Here is a 22,204-nt window from a genome sequence, read left to right as displayed (position 1 = left end):
CCCCGTAGCACTCTCGGCGACTTTCTGCACATGCACAATCGCGCCGCTTGTGGCGGTCGCGCGCGCCCCATAGATGCCGCGCAACACCACACCAGAGGCATCATGTCCAATCCCGAGACCCCGAAAAACGTCGCCGAGAAGGCGACGCGCCACGCAGATATCGACCTGTCCGAAATCGCGCTCCTGGGCGTGATGGGCACCGAGGCCGCGCCGACCGCGCTTTTGCGCCTGCCCTCGGGTGAGGTCGCCAAGGTCGCGCCCGGCACGCAGGTCGGCAACCGCACCGTCGCGGCGATCGACGCGGCCCGCCTGGCACTCGCCTCGGCGGATGGCCGGACCACCTGGATCGCCATCCCGGGCAGCGAGGACGGGCGCGGTTGACAAGGCCCGCGCGCCGGGCGACATGCACGCCATGAGCAAACCTGCCGCATTGGTGACCGGGGCGTCCCGGGGTCTGGGCTTCGCATTGGCGGAGCTTTTGTCCGACACGCATCACGTCGTGGCGGTGGCTCGCACCGTGGGCGGGCTCGAGGATCTGGACGACCGGATCAAGGCCCGCGGCGGCGAGGCGACGCTGGCGCCGATGGACATCACCGATCGCGACGCGATGGCGCATCTCTGCCGCTCGGTGCATGACCGCTGGGGCGGCGCGGCGCTTTGGGTGCACAGCGCCGTCCATGCCGGGCCGCTGACGCCCGCCGATCACGTCGTCGCTAAGGACTGGTCCAAATCGGTCGGCGTGAACGTCACCGCGATGGGCCATCTCATCCCCTTCATCTCGGCGCTGATCGGGCCCGAGGGCAAAGCGGTGTTCTTCGACGACCCGCGCGGCGGGCAGAAATTCTTCGGCCTCTACGGCGCGACCAAGGCGGCGCAGATCGCGCTGGCGCGGTCCTGGGCCGCCGAGACCGAGAAGACGGGCCCCGATGTGCGGGTGCTGACGCCCGCGCCCTTCCGCAGCGCGACCCGCGGTCGGTTCTTCCCCGGCGAGGAGAAGGACTCGCTGCCGAGCCCGCAGGACGCCGCCGCGGCGCTCCTGCCCGAGATCCTGCGCAGCCGCGACGCCTGATCGCGCCGCCCCCGAGGCGCAGGGCTTGGCGGCCTCGGGATTTGCGTTTTCCCGGAAAGATGACGCATGGGGCGGCGGCACATCGCCTCACACGCCCCGACCGCCGACCACCACCTTGCCAACCGGCAACGCCCGCGCGCCGCGCGCGATGCGCGACTTGTTCGCCATGGGCGCCCCGCGCATCCGGCCGCCCGCGCCGTCCCACGGGCCTCCGGGCGCAAGCCCCCCAAGTTCACCTTTCCCGAAAAACGCAATCCGACGCGGGCCACCGATGCGGGCCGCCCGGGCAGCCGCGCGCCAAAGCGTCCTTGCCCAAGCCCCGCGCCTTCCCTAGGAACGGGGAAAGCGACAAACAGGCGGGATCATGCGCATTCTCATCACCAACGACGACGGCATCAATGCGCCGGGCCTCGCGGTTCTGAAGGAGATCGCGACCGAGATCGCGGGCGATGCGGGCGAGGTCTGGACCGTCGCACCGGCCTTCGAGCAATCGGGCGTGGGCCACACCATTTCCTATTCCAGCCCCTTCATGGTGTCCGAACTGGGCGCGCGCACCTTCGCCGCCGAGGGCAGCCCCGCCGATTGCGTGCTGGCCGCCATCCATGACGTGATGTCCGATCATCCCCCCGATCTGGTGCTTTCAGGCGTGAACCGGGGCAACAATTCCGCCGAGAACGTGCTGTATTCCGGCACGATCGGTGCGGCGATGGAGGCCGCGCTGCAGGACCTGCCGGCGATTGCCATGTCGCAATATCTCGGCCCCGAGAACTGGAACGCGCCCGACATGTTCGAGGCCGCGCGGGTGCATGGCGCCGACGTGGTCCGCCGGCTGCTGGAGCGGGTGCAGGGCGCCGATCACCCCTACCGGCTGTTCTACAACGTCAACTTCCCGCCCGTGCCCGCCGCCGCCGTGGCCGGGATCACCGCCGCGCCGCAAGGCAAGCGGCCCGCCACCGGTTTTTCGGTCGAACCGCAGCTTTCGCCCGCGGGGCGGCGTTTTCTCTGGATCAAGGGCGGCGATCAGCGGCGCGCGACGGCGAAGGGCTCGGATGCGGATGTGAACCTCAAGGGGTTCATCTCGGTCACGCCGATGCGCGCGGACCTGACCGCGCATGACGATCTGGACAAGCTGGCAGACCTGCTTTCATGACCGACGAGGCGGAACGCAAGATGCAGTTCCTCTTCGCGCTCCGCTCGCGGGGCGTGACGGACAAGCGCGTGCTCTCGGCGATGGAGGCGATCGACCGGGGCCCGTTCATCCGGCATTACTTCACCGACCGCGCTTATGAGGACATGCCGCTGCCCATCGCCTGCGGGCAGACCATCTCGCAGCCCTCGGTGGTGGGGCTGATGACCCAGGCGCTGGATGTGAGCGCACGCGACAAGGTGCTCGAGGTGGGGACCGGCTCGGGCTACCAGGCCGCGGTGCTGAGCCAGCTTGCGCGCCGCGTCTACACCGTCGACCGGCACAAGCGGCTGGTGCGCGAGGCGCGCGAGGTCTTCGATGCGCTGGGTCTCACCAACATCACCGCCTTCACCGCCGATGGCAGCCACGGCCTGCCCGACCAGGCGCCCTTCGACCGCATCATCGTGACCGCCGCCGCCGAGGACCCGCCGGGCCCCCTATTGGCCCAGTTGAAGATCGGCGGTATCATGGTGCTGCCGGTCGGCCAGTCCGATGCCGTCCAGAGTCTGATCCGCGTGAGCCGAAGCGAGAGCGGCTTCGATTACCGCGAATTGCGTCCGGTGCGGTTCGTCCCGCTGGTCGAAGGGCTCGGGCGGGACAGTTGAGCCGCGCCCGGCAGAGCGGCAGATCACGACCAAACGCCCCGGCACAAGGGGCCGCGACTTGAGGAAGAGCATGATGGCCAAGACAGACACGCGATACCGCGCGGCATGGCGGGCGGGCCAGGCGGGACTTCTGGTGCTGGCACTGGGGGCCTGCGAGGGGCCGATGGATTTCGACCTGCGTCCGACCGATGCGAATACCTCGGATGCCGCGCTGAACGCGGTGGGCGACCGGCCCGCCGCCGATGCGCGCGGCGTGATCTCCTACCCGGCCTACCAGGTGGCGGTGGCGCGCCGGGGCGACACGCTGGGCGATGTCGCGGCCCGGGTCGGCCTGCCGGTGGGCGAGCTGGCGCGCTACAACGGCATCGAGGGGAACGACGTGCTGCGCGAGGGCGAGATCGTGGCCCTGCCCCGCCGGGTCAGCGAGCCCTCCGCCGCGACGGGCGCGGTGGATATCAGCGCGCTGGCCTCGAGCGCCATTAACAGCGCGCCCGCGACCCCGGTGCCCGCGGGCACCGTGGCCCCCGCCCCCGGCGGCGTCGAGCCGGTGCGCCACCAGGTCAGCCGGGGCGAGACCGCCTATTCCATCGCGCGACTCTACAACGTGACGCCGCGCGCCTTGGCCGACTGGAACGGGCTCGACCAGAATTATTCCGTGCGCGAAGGGCAGTATCTGCTGATCCCGGTGGCCACGGGCACCGGCGGGGGCACCCGCAGCGCGGCGGTCTCCGCGCCCGGCGCCGGATCGCCGACGCCGACGCCGCCCTCGGCCGCCGAGCCGCTGCCCCCCGCGCCGGTCAGCGACGGCACGGCGCTGCCGCCCGCTTCGGGCAATGCGAGCGCCGCGGCCCCGGCCACACCCGCGCCCGATGTCGGCCCCGTCTCGGAGCCCGCCTCTTCGGGCGGCGCCTTCCGCATGCCGGTCGCGGGCACGATCATCCGCGAATACGCGCCGGGCACCAATGACGGCATCGACATCGCGGCCCCGGCGGGCACGCCGGTCGCCGCGGCGGCCAGCGGCACGGTGGCGGCGATCACCACCAATACCGACGGCATCCCGATCCTCGTCATCAAGCATCCGGACAACATCCTGACCGTCTACACCCATATCGACGGCATCTCGGTGTCGAAGGGGGACGCGGTCAGCCGCGGGCAGACCATCGCCAAGGTGCGCGCGGGCGATCCGGCGCGGATGCATTTCGAGGTGCGCGACGGCTTCGACGCGGTGGACCCGAACCTCTACCTGAACTAGGGCGCCTGCCGCACCGAGAAGCGCCCCCGCCCGATCCGGGCCGGGTCAAGGCTGCCGCAGGCACCGCGCGGCACGCGCGGCCCGGCCTTGAGGCGGACCGGATCGGGATAGTCTCGGGCAGGCGTCTTGAGAGGCAGAATGCCGGCTCAAGCGCCTCTGGGCAGATGATCGGCAGGCAGGCACCGAAGACGTCCGCAAAAGCCGCGTGCGGCCACGAAAGCTGAAAAAAGCGGCGTAGCCGCTATCGCCCCGCAGGGGCGTCTCGCATGCCCCGCAGGGGCATCCAGCATGCCCCCGCAGGGGCCCGCGCGGCGCAGCCGCGCGCGGGGCGACCAGGCGTAGCCTGGGCGCAAATCCTCAGGTCACGCGTATGCCCTGACGCCCCGCGAGATCGGTGAAGAACTGCCAGGCGACGCGGCCCGACCGGGCGCCGCGGGTGGCCTGCCATTCGATCGCCTCGGCGCGCAGGCGTTCGGGATCGACGGAAAGACCATACGCCGCGCAATAGCCGTCGATCATCGCGAGGTATTCGTCCTGCGAACAGGGGTGGAAGCCCAGCCACAGCCCGAAGCGGTCGGACAGCGACACCTTTTCCTCCACCGCCTCGGAGGGGCTGATCGAGGAGGAACGCTCGTTCTCGATCATGTCGCGCGGCATCAGGTGGCGGCGGTTCGAGGTGGCGTAGAACAGCACGTTCTCCGGGCGTCCCTCGATGCCGCCATCGAGCACGGCCTTCAGCGACTTGTAATGCTGGTCGTCATGGGAAAACGACAGGTCGTCGCAAAAGAGCAGGAACCGGAAGGGTGCGGCGCGCAGGATGTTCAGAAGCCGCGAGACCGAGGGCAGATCTTCGCGCTGCAGCTCCACGATCTTGAGCGGATGGCCCTCGGCGACGATGGCCGCATGCACCGCCTTCACCACCGAGGATTTGCCCATGCCCCGCGCGCCCCAAAGAAGCGCGTTGTTGGCGGCGTGGCCGGCGGCGAATTGGCGGGTATTCTGCAGCAGCGTGTCGCGGGTGCGGTCGATGCCCACGAGGAGCGACAGGTCGATCCGGCTGACCACCGGCACCGGCTCCAGCCGGTCCGGTGCGGTGTGCCAGACGAAGGCATCCGCGCCCGCGAGGTCGGGCGCATCGAGGGCGGCGGGCGCCATTCGCTCCAGCGCCTCGGCGATGCGGGTCAGAAGTGCCGGGTCGCTCACTTGCGGTCCTTGCCTTGGCCCTCGTCCTCGTCGAACTCGGACATCAGCGGGTCCTCGTCCTCGTCATCCTCGAACCAGACGCCCTGCGCCTTCAGCTCGGCGATGCGCTTCTTCTCGACGCGGCGGACGAGGAAGATCGAGACTTCGTAAAGGCCGTAGACCACGACGAAGAGGATCACCTGGGTGATGACATCGGGCGGGGTCACGAGGGCCGCCAGCACGAGGATGCCCACCACGGCGTATTTGCGCACATCGCCCAGGCCCTTGGCCGAGACGAGCCCGGCCTTGCCCATCAGCGTCAGCAAAACCGGCAGCTGGAAGCAGAGCCCGAAGGCCACGATGAACTTGATGGTGAGGTTCAGATATTCCTGCGCGGAGCCCTGGAAGACCACCGACAGACCCTGGCGGACCTCTTCGCCGACCACCGCCTCGCCATCCGCGCCGAATTGCTGGAAGCCGAGGAAGAAGTCGTAGGCCAGCGGCGTCACGACATAGAAGGCAAAAGACGCGCCCAGGAAGAACATGAAGGGCGAGGCGATCAGGAAGGGCAGGAACGCGCCCTTCTCGGACTTGTAGAGCCCCGGCGCCACGAAGCGCCACATCTGGTTGGCGATGAACGGAAAGGCCAGCATGAAGCCGCCCAGGAGCGACACCTTGATCGCCACGAAGAAGCCTTCCTGCGGCGAGATGAAGATCAGGTCGCAATCCTGCCCGCGCGCCGAGAGCACCTGGCAGAGCGGATTGGTCAGGAAGTTGAAGATCGGCGTAGCCACGGTGAAGCAGATGATCATGCCCACGAGGAAATAGACGACGCAATGGATGAGCCGCGTGCGCAGCTCGGCCAGATGTTCGATCAGCGGGGCGGCGCTGTCTTCGATCTCGTCCTTGACGCTCACGCCTTGTCTCCGTCATCGCCGCCGAGTTTCGCCTCGAGCGCATCGGCGGCCTTCATGGCCTCCTCGGCCTCGCGGGCCTTGCGTTCGGCGGCCTTGCGGGCGGTCGCGGCCTCGATCTTCTTGGCTGCCGCGGCCCGTTCCGGGCTGGGCTTGCCGATATCGGCCTTCTTGGCGGGCTTGTCGTCGTCGAGGTTGAGGTTGGTCATGTCCCGCGCCGCCGATTTCACACCGTCCATCGCGGAATTGAGCGGGTTGGACGCCGCCTTGAAGGTCTTCTGGACGTCCTTCATGCCCGATTCGTCCGCCGCCTCGTTCATGGCGCGGGAAAACTCGCGCGCCATGCCCTTCGCCTTGCCGACGAAGCGGCCGATGTTGCGGAACAGCATCGGCAGGTCTTTCGGGCCGACCACGATCAACGCGACGATCCCGATGACCAGAAGCTCGGTCCAGCCCAGATCGAACATGGGGGCGGCCTCAGACCTTGTCTTTTTCGGTCTCGGGCGTCACGTCGCGTGCGGTCTGCGACTTGCCGTCCTCGTCCTCGAGTTGCTCTTCGCTGCCATCCTTCACGCCTTTCTTGAAGGCGGTGATGCCCTTGCCGACCTCGCCCATGAGGCTGGAGATCTTGCCGCGTCCGAACAGGACGAGCACCACGACCGCGATGAGAAGAAGGCCCGGAAGGCCGATATTGTTGAGCATGATCCGTCTCCCGTGAGGCAGGCCCGCCGATGGGACGGCGCGCCCGCTGCGCATGTACTCCTGCGGCTGCAATAGCGCGTTCGGGCCGCCCGCGAAAGCGTCCTGCAGCGCGAAATCAGGGCCGAGGGGGCTGGTCATGTCGCATTTCTTGCCACTATCCTGTCAGTTGCCAGTTTCGTGACAAATCCACCTGCCAGCACCAGAGAATCGCCCATGCGCCGCGCCGACCGGCTTTATGCCCTGATGACCCGCCTCAAGGATGGCCGCCTGCACCGCGCCGAGGACCTCGCGCGGATGCTGGGTGTCTCGCTCAGGACGATCTACCGGGACATGGACACGCTCGCGGCCTCGGGCGTGCCCATCGAGGGCGAGCGCGGGCGCGGCTTCACCGCGCGGGCGATGACGACCCTGCCGCCGCTGAACCTGACCGAAGACGAACTCGAGGCGCTGCATCTGGGCCTCGCGGCGGTGGGGGCCGCGAATATGGACCGGGTGTCGGCGGCTGCGGAGGCGCTTTCGCAAAAGATCGAGGCGGTTCTGCCCGAAGATACCGGCATGGCCGCAAAGCGCTTCGGCTTCGCCACCTATCCCTTCGCCGAGGCGGCGCAGGGTTTCCGCCACATGCCGGCCTTCCGCGCGGCGATCCGTGCCCGCCAGAAGCTGCGCATCGAGCTGGCCGAGGAGAGCACGCCGCGGGACGTGCGGCCGCTGCATCTGGATTACTGGGGCCGGATCTGGACGGCGGTGGTTTGGGACGAGCGGGCGGGCGATTTCGCCAGTTTCCGCATCGACCGGGTGCGCGCCCTGCGGCCCCTGCCCGGCCTCTTCGTCGACGAGCCCGGCAAGCGGCTGGAAGATTACCGCGCGGCGCAGGAGCGGGAGCAGACCGGCTGATCGCCCGGCGTCCGGCGCCCGGCATCCGGCCGGGGCACGCACGGCAAGGCCGGTGCGCCACCCGGGGGGGCACCTTTACAACGAGACTCGTAAACCGCCCGCTGGCGGGCCATCCCCCCGGATGACGCCTCAGAATTCACGCATTTCGCGGTGGCGGAGTTTCAGCGAAACAGTGGTTTTTTGGGGCTGAAAGTCAGTCCATGTCCTGTGCCGGAAAGACAAAGCAGCGATCCCGCCGCACCGAGAGCCACATGGGCGTGCCGATCTTGGGCAGGAAGACGTTCGGGACGGTGGCGCGCAGCACCTGACCGTCATGGTCCATGCGGAACTCCACGAGGCTTTCGGAGCCCATGAAGCGCGCCCGTTCCACCACCCCGCGCGCGGGCGTGCCCTGGATCGCGGTGGGGTTCGGGCCGCGGCCCTGCCGGTCGAAGTCGATCGAGACGTGCTGCGGGCGGAACACGATATCGACCCGCGCGCCGTCGGGCACGCCGGGGGCGAGGAACTGGCCGAAGGGGGTCTCGGTCAGCGCGCCCTGCACCGTGCCGGTGATGACATTGATATCCGAGAAGAACGCCACCGCGGCCTTGTCGGCGGGGGCGTTGTAGATGTTGTAGGGCGCGCCGCGCTGGACGATGCGGCCCTCGCGCATCAGCGCGATCTCGTCGGCCATGCGCATCGCTTCCTCGGGTTCGTGGGTGACGAGCAGGACCGAGGTGCCTTCCTCTTTCAGAAGCGCCAGCGTCTCGTCGCGGATGCCGTCGCGCAGCCGGTTGTCGAGGCCCGAGAAGGGCTCGTCCATCAGCATCACCCGCGGCTTCGGGGCCAGCGCGCGCGCCAGCGCCACGCGCTGCTGCTCGCCGCCCGAAAGCTCGTGCGGATAGGCGTCGATGAAATGCAGAAGGCCCACGCGGTCCAGAAGCTGCTCCACCCGGGCGCGATTCTCGGACCGGGTGCCGTTGAGGCCGAAGGCCACGTTCCGCTCCACCGTCAGGTGCGGGAACAGCGCGAAATCCTGGAACATGAGCCCGATGGAGCGGCGTTCGGGCGGAATGCGGAACACCGTGTCGCAGACGAGGTTGCCATCGACATAGATGTTGCCGGAATCCTGCATGTCGACACCCGCGATCATCCGCAGCGTCGTGGATTTTCCGCAGCCCGACGGCCCGAGAAGGCAGGTGACATGGCCCGGCTGGATCGACAGCGACACATCGTCGACGACCGTCTTGCCCTCGAACCGGCGGGTGAGGTGCTGGATTTCAAGCCGGGGATGCGGGGCTGCCACGCGGTACGCTCCAAAAACCGATGAAAATCGTCAGGCACTGGCAGCTAACAGCCGCAGCGCGCGGGATCAAGTCTGCCTGCCCGCCTCCAGCGCTTTGGCAAGGCGCGGCAATTTGGCCTTCTTGAGCAGCGGGCGCAGCTGCCACTCGGCCCCCGACAGGCGCCGCGCCTCGGCCAGCACCGCATCGCAGACCGCCGCCACGGCGCCGGGGGCGGCGTGGTACTGGCCCAGAAGGAAGGCATCGGGATCGGCGCGCGACAGCCCTTCCTCGGCCAGCGTGCCGCGCGGGAAGTCGGCGGCGTTGAGGGTCAGGATCACCTCGGCCGAGCCCGCGATCGCGGCGGCCAGCACATGGGTGTCATTGCGATCCGGCAGCCAGAGCCGCGCCTCGAGCGAGGGCGGCCAGGTGACCTCGGCCCCCGGCCAGTCGGCCCGCAGCGCGGCGATCTCGGCGCGGGCCTGCGCCTCGCCGCCGGGGCCGAGCTTGCGCGCGGCGCGGGCCCATTCCTCGAGGATGCGCGCCGACCAGAGCGGTTCGAACGCGCCGCTGCGCGCCACGCCGAGCACCACCGCGCGCATCACCGTGGGGTAAAGCACGCAGGTGTCGATCAGCACCTTCACAGGCGGAAGAACAGCGCTTTGAGATAGCCCGACTCGGCCAGTTGCGGCAGTAGCGGATGGTCCGGCCCCGCCCCGCCCGTATGGATCAGCTGCGCGCGCCGCCCCGCCCGGCCGATGCCGCGCAGGCAGGCGCCCTGGAACGACGACAGATCGGCCGCATGGGAGCAGGAACACAGCACGAGATAGCCGCCCTCGGCCACCAGCGGTGCGGACAGCCGCGCGATGCGCTCATAGGCGCGCAGACCGGGTTCGAGCGCCGGCTTGGCGGGCGCGAAAGCGGGCGGATCGCAGATCACCAGATCGAAGCGCGCATCCTCCTCGCCCATCGCGGTCAGCGTGTCGAAGGCATCGCCCTGCCGGGTGGCGAAGCGGTCCCCTGCCCCCATCGCCGCGGCGCCCTGTTCGGCCAGCGCCAAAGCGGGCGCCGATCCGTCCACCGCCAGGGCGCTTGCCGCGCCGCCGGCCAGTGCCGCAAGGGCGAAACCGCCCACATGGGAGAAGACATCGAGCACGCGCGCGTCCCGCGCGAGGCGCTGCGCAAAGGCCTGGTTCGGGCGCTGGTCGTAGAAGAGACCGGTCTTCTGACCGCCGGTCAGATCGGCCATGTAGGTGGCGCCGTTCATCGCGACCGGCAAAGGCGCGTCGGGCGCGCTGCCCGCGAGGACCGCATCGGCATCGTCCAGCCCCTCGAGTTGGCGCCCGCGCCCGCCGGAATTCTTCAGGATCGTGGTGACGCCGGTGACCTGCACCAGCGCCTCGCATAGCGCGTCGAGCGCCGTATCCGCCCAGGCGGCATTGGGCTGGATCACGGCGATGTCGCCGAAACGGTCGATGATGACGCCCGGCAGACCGTCCGCTTCCGCGTGCACCAGCCGGTAATAGGGAGCCTCGAAGAGCCGGGTGCGCAGGGCCAGCGCGCGTTCCAGCCGGGCGGAAAGCCAGCCCGCGTCGATGACCGCCTCCGTGTCGCGGTCGAGCATCCGCGCGGCGATCTTGGAGCCGGGCGTGACGCCGACCACGCCCAGGGGTTTGCGGTCGTGATCCTCGAGCACGGCAAGGGTGCCGGGCTCCAGCGCCTTGGTGCGGCGGTCGAGCACGAGCTCATTGGCGAAGACCCAAGGAAAGCCGCGCCGCAGAGCGCGGGCATTGGCTTTGGGTTTCAGGCGGATCACGGGATAAGAGGGCGCTGTCATGGCGCCCTCTTATCCAGTCCGGTGCGCGGGGGGAAGTCAGCGCGCGTAGTTCATCGCCTGAATGACGCCGAGCTGCGCATTCTGATGACCCGCGGGCGCGGTCAGCTCCTCGAGGAAGGTCTGCGCGAGATGCCCGGTGATGCGCACGCGCTGGGTCTGCCCGGCCGCGTCGGCGGCGATGGCGGCGGCCCCGCCATAGGCCTTGAGATCGGCGCGGACCGTCTTGACCGGGCGCAGCAGCTCGCCCGAGACGGCGTGGAAGATCGCCACGTCGAAGACGATGTTATGCACGCCGCCGGTGGTGTAGCGGGCCTTTTCGGTCAACGCGTGGAAGCGGCGCACGACGATCTTGACGTTGACCGGCACGCCCTCGGTCAGTTGGGTGGCGCTGGCGCGCAGGCTGTCGTCGAAGATCGCCTTGACCTGGCCGTAACGGTCGCCGCGGGGCTCGCCGCGCCAGACGATGTCGCCGCGCGGGATATAGGCATTGGCCTCGGAGACCTTGAGGCTTTGCGGCACCTCGATCTCGTAGCCCACGAGCGTGACCGGCGCGAGCCGCTCCGGCGTGACGGTGAGCGCGGCGTCGGGGCCGTTCTGCACGCCGAGGCCGGTGGCATTCCGCGAGGCGGTTTCCATGCCGCTGCAGGCCGTGAGCCCGAGCAGGGCCGCGATCGCCACGAAGCGCTTGAGGATGGTCATGTCAATTCTCCCATTCCGGTAGAACGGTTCTCTTCCCCGCCGGTTCTGCGCGCCGAATCGGGCTGGATTGCGGCGCGTTAACGTTAATTTCCGTTCATCTTGATCGGTGGCGGCCCCCCGGCGGGGCCCGCGCGGCCTGTCCCGCGCGCCGCGATCCGACGCGGAGCGCTTTGCGAAAAACCGGTCTTTCGCGACATTTCGGGCACTTTACCGTGAGCGTTTGGGCCTTTACCGTTAGCGCTAACCGATGTAGATCCGCCCTGAACGCCGTCCCCTCTCAGCGAGAAGGAGGTCCCGATCATGACCTTGAACCCCACCATCGCCAAAGTCACCGAGCGGATCGAAGAACGCTCGGAGAGCCGCCGCGCCACCTATCTCGACCGCATGCGCCGCGCCGCCGAGGAAGGCCCGCGCCGGGCGCATCTGTCCTGCGGCAACCAGGCCCATGCCTATGCCGCGATGGGTGCCGACAAGGACGCGCTGGCGGGCCACCGCGCGCCCAACATCGGGATCGTGACGGCCTATAACGACATGCTCTCGGCGCATCAGCCCTTCGAGAAATTTCCCGACATCATCCGCGCCGCGGCGCGCGAGGTCGGCGCCACGGCGCAGGTGGCGGGCGGCGTGCCGGCCATGTGCGACGGGGTCACCCAGGGCCAGGTCGGCATGGAACTGTCGCTCTTTTCGCGCGACGTGATCGCACTCGCCGCGGGCGTGGCCCTGTCGCACAACACTTTCGACGCGGCGCTCTATCTCGGCGTCTGCGACAAGATCGTGCCGGGCCTCGTGATCGCCGCGGGCACCTTCGGCTACATCCCCGGCCTCTTCATGCCCGCAGGCCCGATGACGAGCGGCCTGCCCAATGACGAAAAGGCCCGCGTGCGCCAGCAATTCGCCGCGGGCGAAGTGGGCCGCGACAAGCTGATGGAGGCCGAGATGGCCTCCTATCACGGGCCGGGCACCTGCACCTTCTACGGCACCGCGAATTCGAACCAGATGCTGATGGAGTTCATGGGCCTGCACCTGCCCGGCGCCTCCTTCGTCAACCCGAACACGCCGCTGCGCGAGGCGCTGACCGTGGCGGGCACCGAACGGGTGGCCGAGATCACCGCGCTCGGCAACGATTACCGGCCGGTCTGCGACATCCTCGACGCCAAGGCCTTCGTGAACGGCATCGTCGGGCTGATGGCCACGGGCGGCTCCACCAACCTCGTCCTGCACCTGCCGGCGATGGCGCGCGCCTCGGGGATCGAGCTTACGCTCGAGGATTTCGACGAGATCTCGAACGCCGTGCCGCTGATGGCCAAGGTCTATCCGAACGGCCTTGCGGACGTGAACCATTTCCACGCTGCGGGCGGGCTTTCTTACATGATCGGCGAGCTTCTGAAGCACGGCCTCCTGCACGAGGACGTCAAGACCGCCGCCGGCGACGGGCTGTCGCTCTACACGCAAGAGCCCAAGCTGAAAGAGGGCCGCGTGGTCTACGAGGCGGGCGCGGGCATCACCCAGAACGACAAGATCCTGCGTCCCGCGGACGACCCGTTCCAGAAGACCGGCGGGCTGCAGCAGCTGGCGGGCAATCTTGGCCGCGGCATGATGAAGACCTCTGCCGTGGCCCCCGAACGCCACGTGATCGAGGCCAAGGCCCGCGTCTTCCAGGACCAGGAGGCGGTGAAGGTCGCCTTCAAGGCGGGCGAGTTCACCGAGGACACGGTGGTCGTGGTGCGTTTCCAGGGGCCCTCGGCCAACGGCATGCCCGAGCTGCATTCGCTGACCCCGACCCTCGCCGTGCTGCAGGATCGCGGGATCAAGGTGGCGCTCGTCACCGACGGGCGCATGTCCGGGGCGTCGGGCAAGGTGCCCTCCTGCATCCACCTCGCGCCCGAGGCCGCCAAGGGCGGGCCGCTGGCCAAGGTGCGCGACGGCGACGTGATCCGCGTCGACGCAGTCAAGGGCGAGATCAGCTGCCTCGCGGAGGATTTCGACAGCCGCACGCCGGTCGAAGCCGACCTCGCCGATAACGGCCACGGCGTCGGACGCGAGCTGTTCGAGGCCTTCCGCCAGAACGTGGGCCTCGCCTCCGACGGCGCGGCGGTGGTGGTCTGAACCCCGCCTCTGCGCTTGCCTCTTTCCACATACGCATAACGACGCCAGCAAGACCGGACAGCACCATGATCAGCCCCCAAGACGCCAGCCAAGCCTCCGAAAAACTCTGCCGCATGGCACCGGTGATCCCGGTGCTCGTCATCGACGATCTGGCCCATGCGCGGCCCCTCGCCGAGGCGCTGGTCGCGGGCGGCCTGCCGGTCCTCGAAGTGACGCTGCGGACGCCCTGCGCGCTCGACGCCATCGCCGAGATGGCCAAGGTCGAGGGCGGGGTCGTCGGCGCGGGCACGCTGCTGACACCCGCGGATGTGGAAAAGGCGGTCGCGGCGGGCGCGAAATTCGGCGTCTCGCCCGGTGCCACCGACACCATCCTGTCGGCCTGCGAGGCCGCCGACCTGCCGCTTCTGCCCGGCGCCGCCACCTCCTCCGAGGTCATGCGGCTGCTCGAACGCGGCTACAGCGTACAGAAATTCTTCCCCGCCGAGGCCAATGGCGGCGCCAAGGCGCTGAAGGCCATCGGCGCGCCGCTGCCACAGGTGCGCTTCTGCCCGACGGGCGGCGTGTCTCTGGCCAATGCGCCGGATTACCTGGGCCTCTCCAACACGCTCTGCGTGGGCGGCTCCTGGGTCGCACCCAAGGACAAGATGGAGGCGGGCGACTGGGACGGGATCACGGCGCTGGCGCGCGAGGCGGCGGCGCTGGCACGCTGAGCTAGTGCCGGGCGCGCCAGCCGCCGCGCCTGCGCGGCGCGCCGAGGCTGACCAGCCCTTCCTGCAAAACCTTCGTCATCGGGTGGCCCGGGACGTCGTGGCGCGCCAGCATGACGCGGATCGCCTCGGCATTGTCCACCTCGATCGGCAGTCCCAGCGCCCAGTCGAGGAAGATCGTCCGGCAATCCGCCTCGTCTATCCCTTCGATCCGGTAGGCTTCCCGGATCAGGCCCTTGGGGTCGAATTCTGTCTCGCTCATGGCGCGGTCTCCTGGCCGAGCGCGCGGTCGATGATCCGGCCCGCAGCCTCGGTCCGTTCCGCCATATGCTGCGCCAGCGCGTCGGTCGAGGTCTCGCCGCTCAGCCGCAGCAGAAAATCCACTGCCCCGCCGCCGGCGGTTTCGGGATCGAAGGGGCCGTCGCTGACCAGACGCGCGCCGATCTGGAGCGCCCAGAGCCAGCGATAGGTGTCGCAGAGCTCCTCTGCATCCGCCTTGGGGAAAAGCCCCGCCCCGGCCGCGGCGCGCAGGCCCTCATCGGTGCCGCGCGGCACCTCTTCGGACAAGAGCGCGCCGGTCTGGGCCAGGAGCTCGATCTCCTGCAGGCGGCCACGCCCGACCTTGGGATCCCACGGGCTGCCGGTCCCCTTCGCGGCACTTATCCGCGCGCGCATCTCCGCAAGCTCGCGCAGCCCGTCCTCCGGCGTGGTCCGTCCGGACAGAAGCGAGCGGCGGAACGCCTCCACCGCATCGCCCAGGTCGGTATCGCCGGCGACGGGCCGCGCGCGGGTCAGCGCCATGTGTTCCCAGACCCAGGCCTGGCTCTGCTGGTATTCGCGGAAGGCCGAAAAGGCGGTGGCGACGGGGCCCTGGTTGCCCGAGGGCCTGAGCCGCATATCCATCTCGTATAGCCGCCCCTCGGCCATGGGCGCGGTGATCGCCGCCACCAGCGCTTGCGTGAGCCGCGCGTAGTAAGGCCTTGCGGACAGGGATTTTTTGCCGTTCGATTCCTCCACGCCATCGGCATCGTAGATGACGATGACATCGAGATCGGAGCGCGCATGCAGACGCAGCGCCCCGAGCGATCCCATCCCCAGCACCACCGCCCCCTTGCCGGGGGGCGCGCCGTGCCGGCGGGAAAACTCGGCCACCACGATGGGCCAGAGCGCGGCGAGCGAGGCCTCGGCCACATCGGCATATTGCGCTGCGGCCTCCTCGGGGGTGATGAGCCCGCGCAGGAGGTGCACGCCGGCGCGGAAATGCCATTCCTTGCCCCAGCGGCGCGCCGCGTCGAGGCAGCGTTCGTAATCGCCCTCGCGCGCGAGGACGTCGTCGAGAGCCGCGCGCAGCGCGTCGCAGCCCGGCCATTCGGCAAAGAAATCGCCCACGATCACCGCATCGAATACCTGCGCATTGCGTGAAAGATAGCGCGCAAGGTCCGGAGATGTCGCGACAATATCGACGAGCAGGTCGATGAGCTGCGGGTTGGCCTCGAAAAGCGAGAAAAGCTGCACCCCGGCGGGCAGACCGGACAGGAAGCCGTCGAAGGCGACCAGCGCCTCTTCGGGGCGGGCGGCCTTCTGCAGGCGGGACAGGATATCGGGTTTCAGCCGGTCGAAGATCGCCACCGCGCGGGCCGAGCGGAGCGCGGGATAGGTCGGCCAGCGCGCCAGCACGTCGCCGCCGAAATCGAGCGCGTCCGGCGGGCAGGACGCGGCCCCGGCATCGGGGCGGAAGAAGCCCTCGGTCGCGGCGTGGGTCTCTTCCAGCCGTGCATGAATATCACCCTGTAACGTCTTGATATCCATATCCATCAGGCAGGACAGCCGCGCGAATCCCTCGTCGGAATTGGGCAGCAGATGGGTCTGCGCGTCGTGGATCATCTGCACCCGGTGTTCGACCTCGCGATGGGCGCGGTAATTCTGCGTCAAGGTCGCGGCCAAAGCCTCTGGAATCCATTGTTTTTTCGCCAGGACCCGCAGGCTTTCCACGGTGCCGCGCAGACGCAGGTCCGGATCGCGCCCTCCGGCGATGATCTGCTGGGTCTGGGTGAAGAACTCGATCTCGCGGATGCCGCCGCGACCGAGTTTCATGTTGTGCCCGGGAAGCGTGATCGGCCCGCCCAGCCCCTTGTGCTTGCGGATGCGCAGCCGCATGTCGTGGGCATCCTGGATGGCCGCGAAATCGAGATGACGGCGCCAGACGAAGGGGGTCAGCGTCTTGAGAAATTGCTGCCCCGCGGCGATATCGCCTGCCGCCGGGCGCGCCTTTATATAGGCCGCGCGTTCCCATGTCCGGCCGACGCTTTCGTAATACCGCTCCGCCGCTTCCATCGCCATGCAGACGGGGGTGACGGCGGGATCGGGGCGCAGTCGCAGGTCGGTGCGGAAGACGTAGCCCTCGCCCGTCATCTCGGAGAGCATGGACGACATCTTGCGGGTGGCGCGGATGAAGCTCGCCCGCGCCTCGTGGTAATCGTCCGGGTCGAACCGGCCTTCGTCGAAGAGGCAGATGAGGTCGATATCGGAAGAATAATTGAGCTCGCCCGCACCCATCTTGCCCATGGCCAGCGCGACCATGCCGCCCGCGGCGGCGATGTCGTCCTCGGTGGCGCCGGGCAGCTTGCCGCGCTTGATCTCGGCGCCGATCGTCGCCTCGAGTGCGAGCTGCACCGACAGGTCGGCGAAATCGCTCAGCGTGCCGGTGACGGTTTCGAGCGGCCAGACACCGGCCAGGTCCGCCAGCCCGGACAGCAGCGCGATCCGCCGTTTGCCCTGCCGCAGATCGGTGGCGCGCTTGTCCGGAGCGCCGTCGCGAAGATCGGAATAGAGGGTCTCCAAGGCGCTTTCGGGATCGTTCAAAGCGGTTTGGAGCCAGTCGGTTTCCTTTTCGACAAGGCTTTTCAGGTAGGGGCTGGACCCCGCCGCGCCCTCGATCAGGTCGGCGATGGCGCCATCAGCCCAGGGCGCCGCGGCGCGGCCGTCCCGTCCGTGATCGGCATCGAAGGGGCGCGGACAGCGGGTCATGCGGGATGCAAAGGTCATGTCGGGATGTGGCCATGGCTGGGGACAAAGCGCAATGGGCGCGAGGGCGGCGGGACGCGGAGGGGCGTGGCTTGCCGGCTGGCAGGGGGGCGGGTCGGGGATTGGAAAGAGGGCCGTGCGGCGGGTCGGATCTGTGGGGCCGCGTCGCTCTCTCCATGCATGGGAAGCGCCCCGTTGCTCAAATATGCCGGGGTGGGTCCGCAAAAAAATGTTAAAAGTCTTCACATGGACCCTTGAAAGCGCCGGAAGGCATTCCGATCTACATCAATGTGAAAGACATTCACATCGCAGCACCCGAGCCCTCGAAAGGAGATCCGATGAGTATCGCCGCCGAAACCCACAATCTGCCCGCCAATGCAGGCTGGCTGAGCCGCGCCGAAGCGTGGCTCGATCAGAAAGGCAAAGTCGCCTGGATCGCCGCCATGATCCTCGGTTTCGTCCTTTTCTGGCCCGTGGGCCTCGCCCTTCTTGCCTACATGATCTGGAGCAAACGCATGTTTTCCTGTTCGTCCCGCCGCCATTCGACCTCGCGCAGCGCCTTTTCGGCGATGAAGCCCTCGGGCAACATGGCCTTCGATGCCTACAAGTCCGAAACGCTGCGCCGCCTCGAACAGGAACAGGCGGAGTTCGAAAGCTTCCTGCGGCGCCTGCGCGAAGCGCGCGACAAGGCGGAGTTCGACCAGTTCATGGAAGACCGCAAGGCCCGCGCGGACCACGAGGGCGGCGCCGAGACCGCCTGAGGCCAAGACCCGACCTTCCTTCGGGCCCCGACCGGGGCCCGGGCCCTTGCGCGGCCCGCGCGAAATCCCCACCTCCCTGTCACGAAAAGCCCCGCGAGGAGCCCAGAGACCATGACCGCCTTCGATACGCATCTGCCCGACCCGGTGCGCCAGCCCGAGTTCTACGACAGCGTCACGCTCAAGCGCTTCCTCGCCTGGGTGATCGACACGATCTTCGTCGCCCTGCTGGTGGTGCCGGCCATCGTCTTCACCTTCGGCATCGCGCTGTTCTTCTTCCCGCTGGTCTGGATCGCCGTGGGCTTCACCTATCGCTGGATCACCATCGCCAACGGATCGGCCACCTGGGGCATGCGCGCCATGGCGATCGAGCTGCGCGACGCCTATGCCAACCGGCTCGATGCGGGCACGGCCTTCATGCACACGCTGGGCTACGCGCTGTCGGTGTCGACCTTCATCGTGCAGCTGGGATCGGTGCTTCTGATGCTGAACACCGAGCGCAAACAGGGCCTGAGCGACCTCGTTCTCGGCACGGTCATGATCAACCGGCGCGTCTGACGCCGGTCCGCCCCGCCGCGCGCCCCGGCCCTTCGAACCGGGGCCGGTGCGTCTTTCCGCGGATGGCGCGCCCAGAGGCCTTGGCGGCTCCAGATTTCGTTGCTACCGTCCGAGGACATCAATAGCGGACCCGACCCCTCCATGCGCCATTCGCTGCCCCTGGCACCCCAGTTCTATGTCACGGCCCCGCAGCCCTGCCCGTACCTGGAAGGCCGGATGGAGCGGAAGCTGTTCACCGCGCTGCAGGGACCGCAGGCCGAGCGGCTGAACGATTCGCTGTCGAAGCAGGGCTTCCGGCGGTCGCAGAACGTGCTCTACCGGCCGTCCTGTTCGGAATGTTCGGCCTGCCTCTCGGCGCGGATCGACGTGTCGGCCTTCGCGCCGTCGAAAAGCCAGCGCCGCACGATCAACCGCAACAGCCACCTCGTGCGCCGGGCCACCAGCCCCTGGGCCACGGAGGAGCAATACGCCCTCTTCCGCCGCTATCTCGATGCGCGTCACGCCGATGGCGGCATGGCCGACATGGACATTTTCGAATTCGCCGCGATGATCGAGGAAACCCCGATCCGCAGCCGGGTGGTGGAATATGTCGACCGCAGGACCGACAAGCTGACCGCGACCTGCCTGACCGACGTGCTCGATGACGGCGTGTCGATGGTCTATTCCTTCTACGAGCCGGACCTGCCGCGGCAATCGCTGGGCGCCTACATGATCCTCGATCATGTCGATCTCGCGCGGGAAGCGGGCCTGCCTTACGTCTATCTGGGCTATTGGGTGCCGGGCAGCCAGAAGATGGGCTACAAGCGCAACTTCACCGGCCTCGAGGTGTTCCGCCAGGGCACGTGGGAGCGGCTTACCGGGGGCGAGGACTTCTCGGAAGAGCTGTCGCCCGACGGGACCGATCCCATCGCCGAACAGGTGGCGAATATCGCCCTGCCCGACCCGGTGCGCTGAGCGCGCCACCTTTCCCGAGTTTCGTTTCGAGCGCTGAGCGCGCAGGTCCGTCCTGTGTCGCGTGGCCTTGCGCGTTCCGGACACGTAAACGGGGCGGCCCCGAAGGACCGCCCCGGCACTCGTTACAACACTGGACACTCAGTTCGGGATCAGGTCCGGCACGATGGTGACGATCCCGGGGAAGAACCACAGTATCGCGAGGCCCAGAACCTGGATTCCCACGAAGGGCGCCACGCCGCGGTAGATATGCCCGGTGGTGACCTCTTTCGGGGCGACGCCGCGCAGGTAGAACAGCGCAAAGCCGAAGGGCGGCGTCAGGAACGAGGTCTGCAGGTTCACCGCAATCATGATCGTGACCCATTTCGGGTCGAAGGACCCGCCATAGATCACCGGGCCCACGATGGGCACGACGATGTAGATGATCTCGAGGAAGTCCAGAACGAAGCCCAGCACGAAGAGCACGAGCATCACGATCAGGAAGACCTTGAACTCGTTGTCGAAGCTTTGCAGGAATTGCTGGATGTAATGCTCTCCGCCGAAGGAGATCACCACGAGGTTCAGAAGCTGCGAGGCGATGAGGATGGTGAAGACCATCGAGGTCACCTTCGCCGTCTCGCGCACCGCGGGCGTCAGAACCCCGCCAGCGAAAAGCACCCAGCAGGCATAGAGCAGCCCGAAGAAGGCAAAGAGATACAACCCGTAGCCCACGAAGAAGGCGAACCAGTTCTCTGCGGAGACATTCTCGATATTGATCCTGAGGTCGAAATTGATGCCGATCAGGATCGTGCCGATCACCGCGAGCGTGGCATAGGTGATGATCCAGGGATCGCGGTCCTGCTCTTTCAGCTTGCGGTAGGCGGCGAGCATGATGGCCCCCGCCGCCCCGAGCGCCGCGGCGGGCGTCGGGTTGGTGATGCCGCCGAGGATCGAGCCCAGCACCGCCACGATCAGCACCAGCGGCGGGAAGACCACCCGGATCAGCTCGTTCCGGGCCATGCGGGCGGCGGCGTGTTTCACCCCCCAGAGCGCCACCAGCGCCGGGATCGCGATCAGCGCCACGGTGGCGAGCGGCGAGGTCATGGGCGAGATCAGGACGATATCGACCAGCAGCACGCCAAGCGTGCCGACCGCCCCCGCAATGAGCGGCATGGGCTCGTCTATGGGGGCTACGCCCCGGCCCACCGCCAGCATCAGGCCGAAGAAGAGCGCGATGAGCGCGATGCCGGTGCCGATGGGGGCGGCATTGGCGATCTGCTCGGCACGGGCGGCCTCGATCTCCTCGGGGGTGCGCCGCTCGCTGGTGACGCTGCCGCCCGCCTCGTTGATCGCCGTCTGTTCGGCGACGGCGGCGTCCCAGGCCTCCTGGCCATGCAGCTCGATCATCGAGGCCTGGCATTCGGGGCTGACATTGGTGCGCAGCGACGCGGCCTCGCCCGAGGCGGTGAAGCTGTCGACCTGCGTGGACTGGCTGCCCACGAGGTTGACATTGGACAGGAGCAGCGTGCCGGCGATCAGGGCCACGGGCACGAAGAGGAACCAGGTCAGCTTCTCGCCCGGGGTGATGACCTCGCCCGTGGCGCTGCCCATCTCGACGGCGGGGGCCTTCGAGGGGTTCAGCAGCGCGTAGCCGAAGGCATAGGCGGCATAGAGAAACGCCAGCAGGATCCCCGGCAGAAGCGCCGCTTGGAAAAGCGTGCCGACGGAGACCACGGCAGGCTCGCCCAGATAGGTCAGCGCATCGGTGCAGCCCGCAAGCTGGGCGCGGTTTTCCTGCGCGGCCGAGTAGAGATCGCCCGCAAGCGTGCCCAGAAGCACGATCACGATGGAGGGCGGGATGATCTGGCCCAGCGTGCCCGAGGCAGCGATGACCCCCGTCGCAAGCTCCGGCGAGTAGTTGTTCCTGAGCATCGTGGGCAGGGCCAGAAGGCCCATGGTCACCACGGTTGCGCCGACGATGCCGGTCGAGGCCGCGAGGAACGCGCCCACCACGACGATGGAGACCGCAAGGCCGCCCGGCAGCGGGCCGAAGACCCGCGCCATGGTGGTCAGCAGGTCATTGGCGATCTTCGAGCGTTCCAGCACGATGCCCATGAGCACGAACATCAGCACCGCGAGCAGCGTCTCGATGGACTGGCCCGCGAGCACGCGCTCGTTGATGCGGTTCACGATGAAGGACACGTTGCGGTCGAGCGCCACCTGCCAGCCATCGGGGAAGACCCCGTCGGCCACGCGTGGCAGATCGGGATGGGTGAAGATCGAGATCGCCTTCTCGTTGGCCCCGGCGGCCACCACCGCGGCATATTCCGCGGAGCCCGTATCGAGCGCCTGGTGGATCAGCAGCCCCGCGCTGTCGAGTGCGGCGATGATCGCGAAGGAAATGACCCCCGCCCCGCCGATGGCGAAGGCCACCGGGAAGCCCGACAGGATCGCCGAGAAGAGCGTGATGAAGACGATGATCAGGCCGATTTCGACCCCGTCCAGTCCGAATAGCATAG

22 protein-coding genes are annotated in these 22,204 nt (G+C 68.2%); 11 read left to right on the top strand and 11 right to left on the bottom strand.

The window, feature by feature from the left end; all coding sequences use genetic code 11:
- Positions 1–102 precede the first annotated feature (102 nt).
- From BW990_RS11540 to BW990_RS11520, 5 genes are all read left to right on the top strand, one after another.
- Complete coding sequence (locus BW990_RS11540) at positions 103–381, top strand: hypothetical protein (RefSeq protein ID WP_076448198.1); 279 nt, start codon at positions 103–105, stop codon at positions 379–381.
- A 31-nt stretch (positions 382–412) separates the two neighbouring features.
- Positions 413–1,069, top strand: a complete 657-nt coding sequence (locus BW990_RS11535; protein WP_076448340.1) for an SDR family NAD(P)-dependent oxidoreductase — start codon at positions 413–415, stop codon at positions 1,067–1,069.
- 364 nt (positions 1,070–1,433) lie between these two features.
- Positions 1,434–2,219: a 5'/3'-nucleotidase SurE gene (surE, locus tag BW990_RS11530; RefSeq protein WP_076448197.1), complete on the top strand. Its 786-nt coding sequence runs from the start codon at positions 1,434–1,436 to the stop codon at positions 2,217–2,219.
- Positions 2,216–2,860, top strand: a complete 645-nt coding sequence (locus BW990_RS11525; RefSeq protein WP_076448196.1) for a protein-L-isoaspartate(D-aspartate) O-methyltransferase — start codon at positions 2,216–2,218, stop codon at positions 2,858–2,860. The genes surE and BW990_RS11525 overlap by 4 nt, the downstream gene beginning before the upstream one ends.
- Positions 2,861–2,933: 73 nt before the next feature.
- Positions 2,934–4,112, top strand: a complete 1,179-nt coding sequence (locus tag BW990_RS11520; RefSeq protein WP_143526169.1) for a peptidoglycan DD-metalloendopeptidase family protein — start codon at positions 2,934–2,936, stop codon at positions 4,110–4,112.
- Positions 4,113–4,469: 357 nt separating this feature from the next.
- Here the strand turns inward: BW990_RS11520 and BW990_RS11515 are convergent, their stop codons facing one another.
- From BW990_RS11515 to BW990_RS11500, 4 genes are read right to left on the bottom strand one after another with little or no spacing between them, the layout of a single operon-like run.
- Positions 4,470–5,267, bottom strand: a complete 798-nt coding sequence (locus BW990_RS11515; protein WP_076448339.1) for an ATP-binding protein — start codon at positions 5,265–5,267, stop codon at positions 4,470–4,472.
- 44 nt (positions 5,268–5,311) lie between these two features.
- Complete coding sequence (gene tatC / locus BW990_RS11510) at positions 5,312–6,211, bottom strand: twin-arginine translocase subunit TatC (protein ID WP_076448194.1); 900 nt, start codon at positions 6,209–6,211, stop codon at positions 5,312–5,314.
- Positions 6,208–6,675 (bottom strand): Sec-independent protein translocase protein TatB, encoded by a 468-nt coding sequence (gene tatB, locus BW990_RS11505; RefSeq protein ID WP_076448193.1) that lies wholly within the window; start codon positions 6,673–6,675, stop codon positions 6,208–6,210. The genes tatC and tatB overlap by 4 nt, the downstream gene beginning before the upstream one ends.
- 10 nt (positions 6,676–6,685) lie before the next feature.
- Positions 6,686–6,910, bottom strand: a complete 225-nt coding sequence (locus BW990_RS11500; RefSeq protein ID WP_076448338.1) for a twin-arginine translocase TatA/TatE family subunit — start codon at positions 6,908–6,910, stop codon at positions 6,686–6,688.
- Positions 6,911–7,123: 213 nt separating this feature from the next.
- Here BW990_RS11500 and BW990_RS11495 point away from each other — a divergent pair, with 213 nt between their 5' ends.
- A complete protein-coding gene (locus BW990_RS11495) occupies positions 7,124–7,804 on the top strand; it encodes a helix-turn-helix transcriptional regulator (RefSeq protein ID WP_076448192.1) in 681 nt (226 codons plus the stop codon).
- A gap of 193 nt (positions 7,805–7,997) precedes the next feature.
- Here the strand turns inward: BW990_RS11495 and BW990_RS11490 are convergent, their stop codons facing one another.
- From BW990_RS11490 to BW990_RS11475, 4 genes are all read right to left on the bottom strand, one after another.
- Positions 7,998–9,089 (bottom strand): ABC transporter ATP-binding protein, encoded by a 1,092-nt coding sequence (locus BW990_RS11490; protein ID WP_076448191.1) that lies wholly within the window; start codon positions 9,087–9,089, stop codon positions 7,998–8,000.
- A gap of 66 nt (positions 9,090–9,155) precedes the next feature.
- Complete coding sequence (locus tag BW990_RS11485; protein WP_076448190.1) at positions 9,156–9,710, bottom strand: RSP_2648 family PIN domain-containing protein; 555 nt, start codon at positions 9,708–9,710, stop codon at positions 9,156–9,158.
- On the bottom strand, positions 9,707–10,903 hold the full coding sequence (locus BW990_RS11480; RefSeq protein WP_076448189.1) for an RSP_2647 family RNA methyltransferase: 1,197 nt from the start codon (positions 10,901–10,903) through the stop codon (positions 9,707–9,709). The genes BW990_RS11485 and BW990_RS11480 overlap by 4 nt, the downstream gene beginning before the upstream one ends.
- A gap of 36 nt (positions 10,904–10,939) precedes the next feature.
- Complete coding sequence (locus BW990_RS11475; protein WP_076448188.1) at positions 10,940–11,602, bottom strand: DUF6778 family protein; 663 nt, start codon at positions 11,600–11,602, stop codon at positions 10,940–10,942.
- Between the two features lie 300 nt (positions 11,603–11,902).
- Between BW990_RS11475 and edd the strand changes: the two genes are divergently transcribed.
- Positions 11,903–13,708: a phosphogluconate dehydratase gene (edd, locus tag BW990_RS11470; RefSeq protein ID WP_076448187.1), complete on the top strand. Its 1,806-nt coding sequence runs from the start codon at positions 11,903–11,905 to the stop codon at positions 13,706–13,708.
- 65 nt (positions 13,709–13,773) lie between these two features.
- Positions 13,774–14,418 carry a bifunctional 4-hydroxy-2-oxoglutarate aldolase/2-dehydro-3-deoxy-phosphogluconate aldolase gene (locus tag BW990_RS11465; RefSeq protein WP_076448186.1) on the top strand — a complete coding sequence of 215 codons (645 nt, stop codon included), beginning with the start codon at positions 13,774–13,776 and terminating at the stop codon, positions 14,416–14,418.
- Between the two features lies 1 nt (position 14,419).
- Here the strand turns inward: BW990_RS11465 and BW990_RS11460 are convergent, their stop codons facing one another.
- Both BW990_RS11460 and BW990_RS11455 read right to left on the bottom strand, forming a co-directional pair.
- Positions 14,420–14,677, bottom strand: a complete 258-nt coding sequence (locus BW990_RS11460) for a hypothetical protein (RefSeq protein ID WP_076448185.1) — start codon at positions 14,675–14,677, stop codon at positions 14,420–14,422.
- Complete coding sequence (locus tag BW990_RS11455; protein WP_076448184.1) at positions 14,674–17,460, bottom strand: [protein-PII] uridylyltransferase family protein; 2,787 nt, start codon at positions 17,458–17,460, stop codon at positions 14,674–14,676. Before BW990_RS11455 ends, BW990_RS11460 begins: the two co-directional genes overlap by 4 nt.
- Positions 17,461–17,777: 317 nt before the next feature.
- Between BW990_RS11455 and BW990_RS11450 the strand changes: the two genes are divergently transcribed.
- From BW990_RS11450 to BW990_RS11440, 3 genes are all read left to right on the top strand, one after another.
- A complete protein-coding gene (locus BW990_RS11450; RefSeq protein ID WP_076448183.1) occupies positions 17,778–18,200 on the top strand; it encodes a DUF2852 domain-containing protein in 423 nt (140 codons plus the stop codon).
- Positions 18,201–18,311: 111 nt separating this feature from the next.
- On the top strand, positions 18,312–18,755 hold the full coding sequence (locus tag BW990_RS11445) for an RDD family protein (RefSeq protein WP_076448182.1): 444 nt from the start codon (positions 18,312–18,314) through the stop codon (positions 18,753–18,755).
- A 141-nt stretch (positions 18,756–18,896) separates the two neighbouring features.
- The gene (locus BW990_RS11440; protein ID WP_076448181.1) at positions 18,897–19,709 is read left to right on the top strand and encodes an arginyltransferase; all 813 of its coding nucleotides are present in this window, start codon (positions 18,897–18,899) and stop codon (positions 19,707–19,709) included.
- Between the two features lie 138 nt (positions 19,710–19,847).
- Here BW990_RS11440 and BW990_RS11435 read toward each other — a convergent pair whose 3' ends face one another.
- Positions 19,848–22,202, bottom strand: a complete 2,355-nt coding sequence (locus BW990_RS11435; protein ID WP_076448180.1) for a TRAP transporter large permease — start codon at positions 22,200–22,202, stop codon at positions 19,848–19,850.
- Positions 22,203–22,204 lie beyond the last annotated feature (2 nt).

Source organism: Roseivivax lentus (genome assembly GCF_900156805.1).
In the GTDB taxonomy this organism is placed as follows: Bacteria; Pseudomonadota; Alphaproteobacteria; order Rhodobacterales; family Rhodobacteraceae; genus Roseivivax; species Roseivivax lentus.
This window is presented reverse-complemented; position numbering and strand designations above follow the sequence as displayed.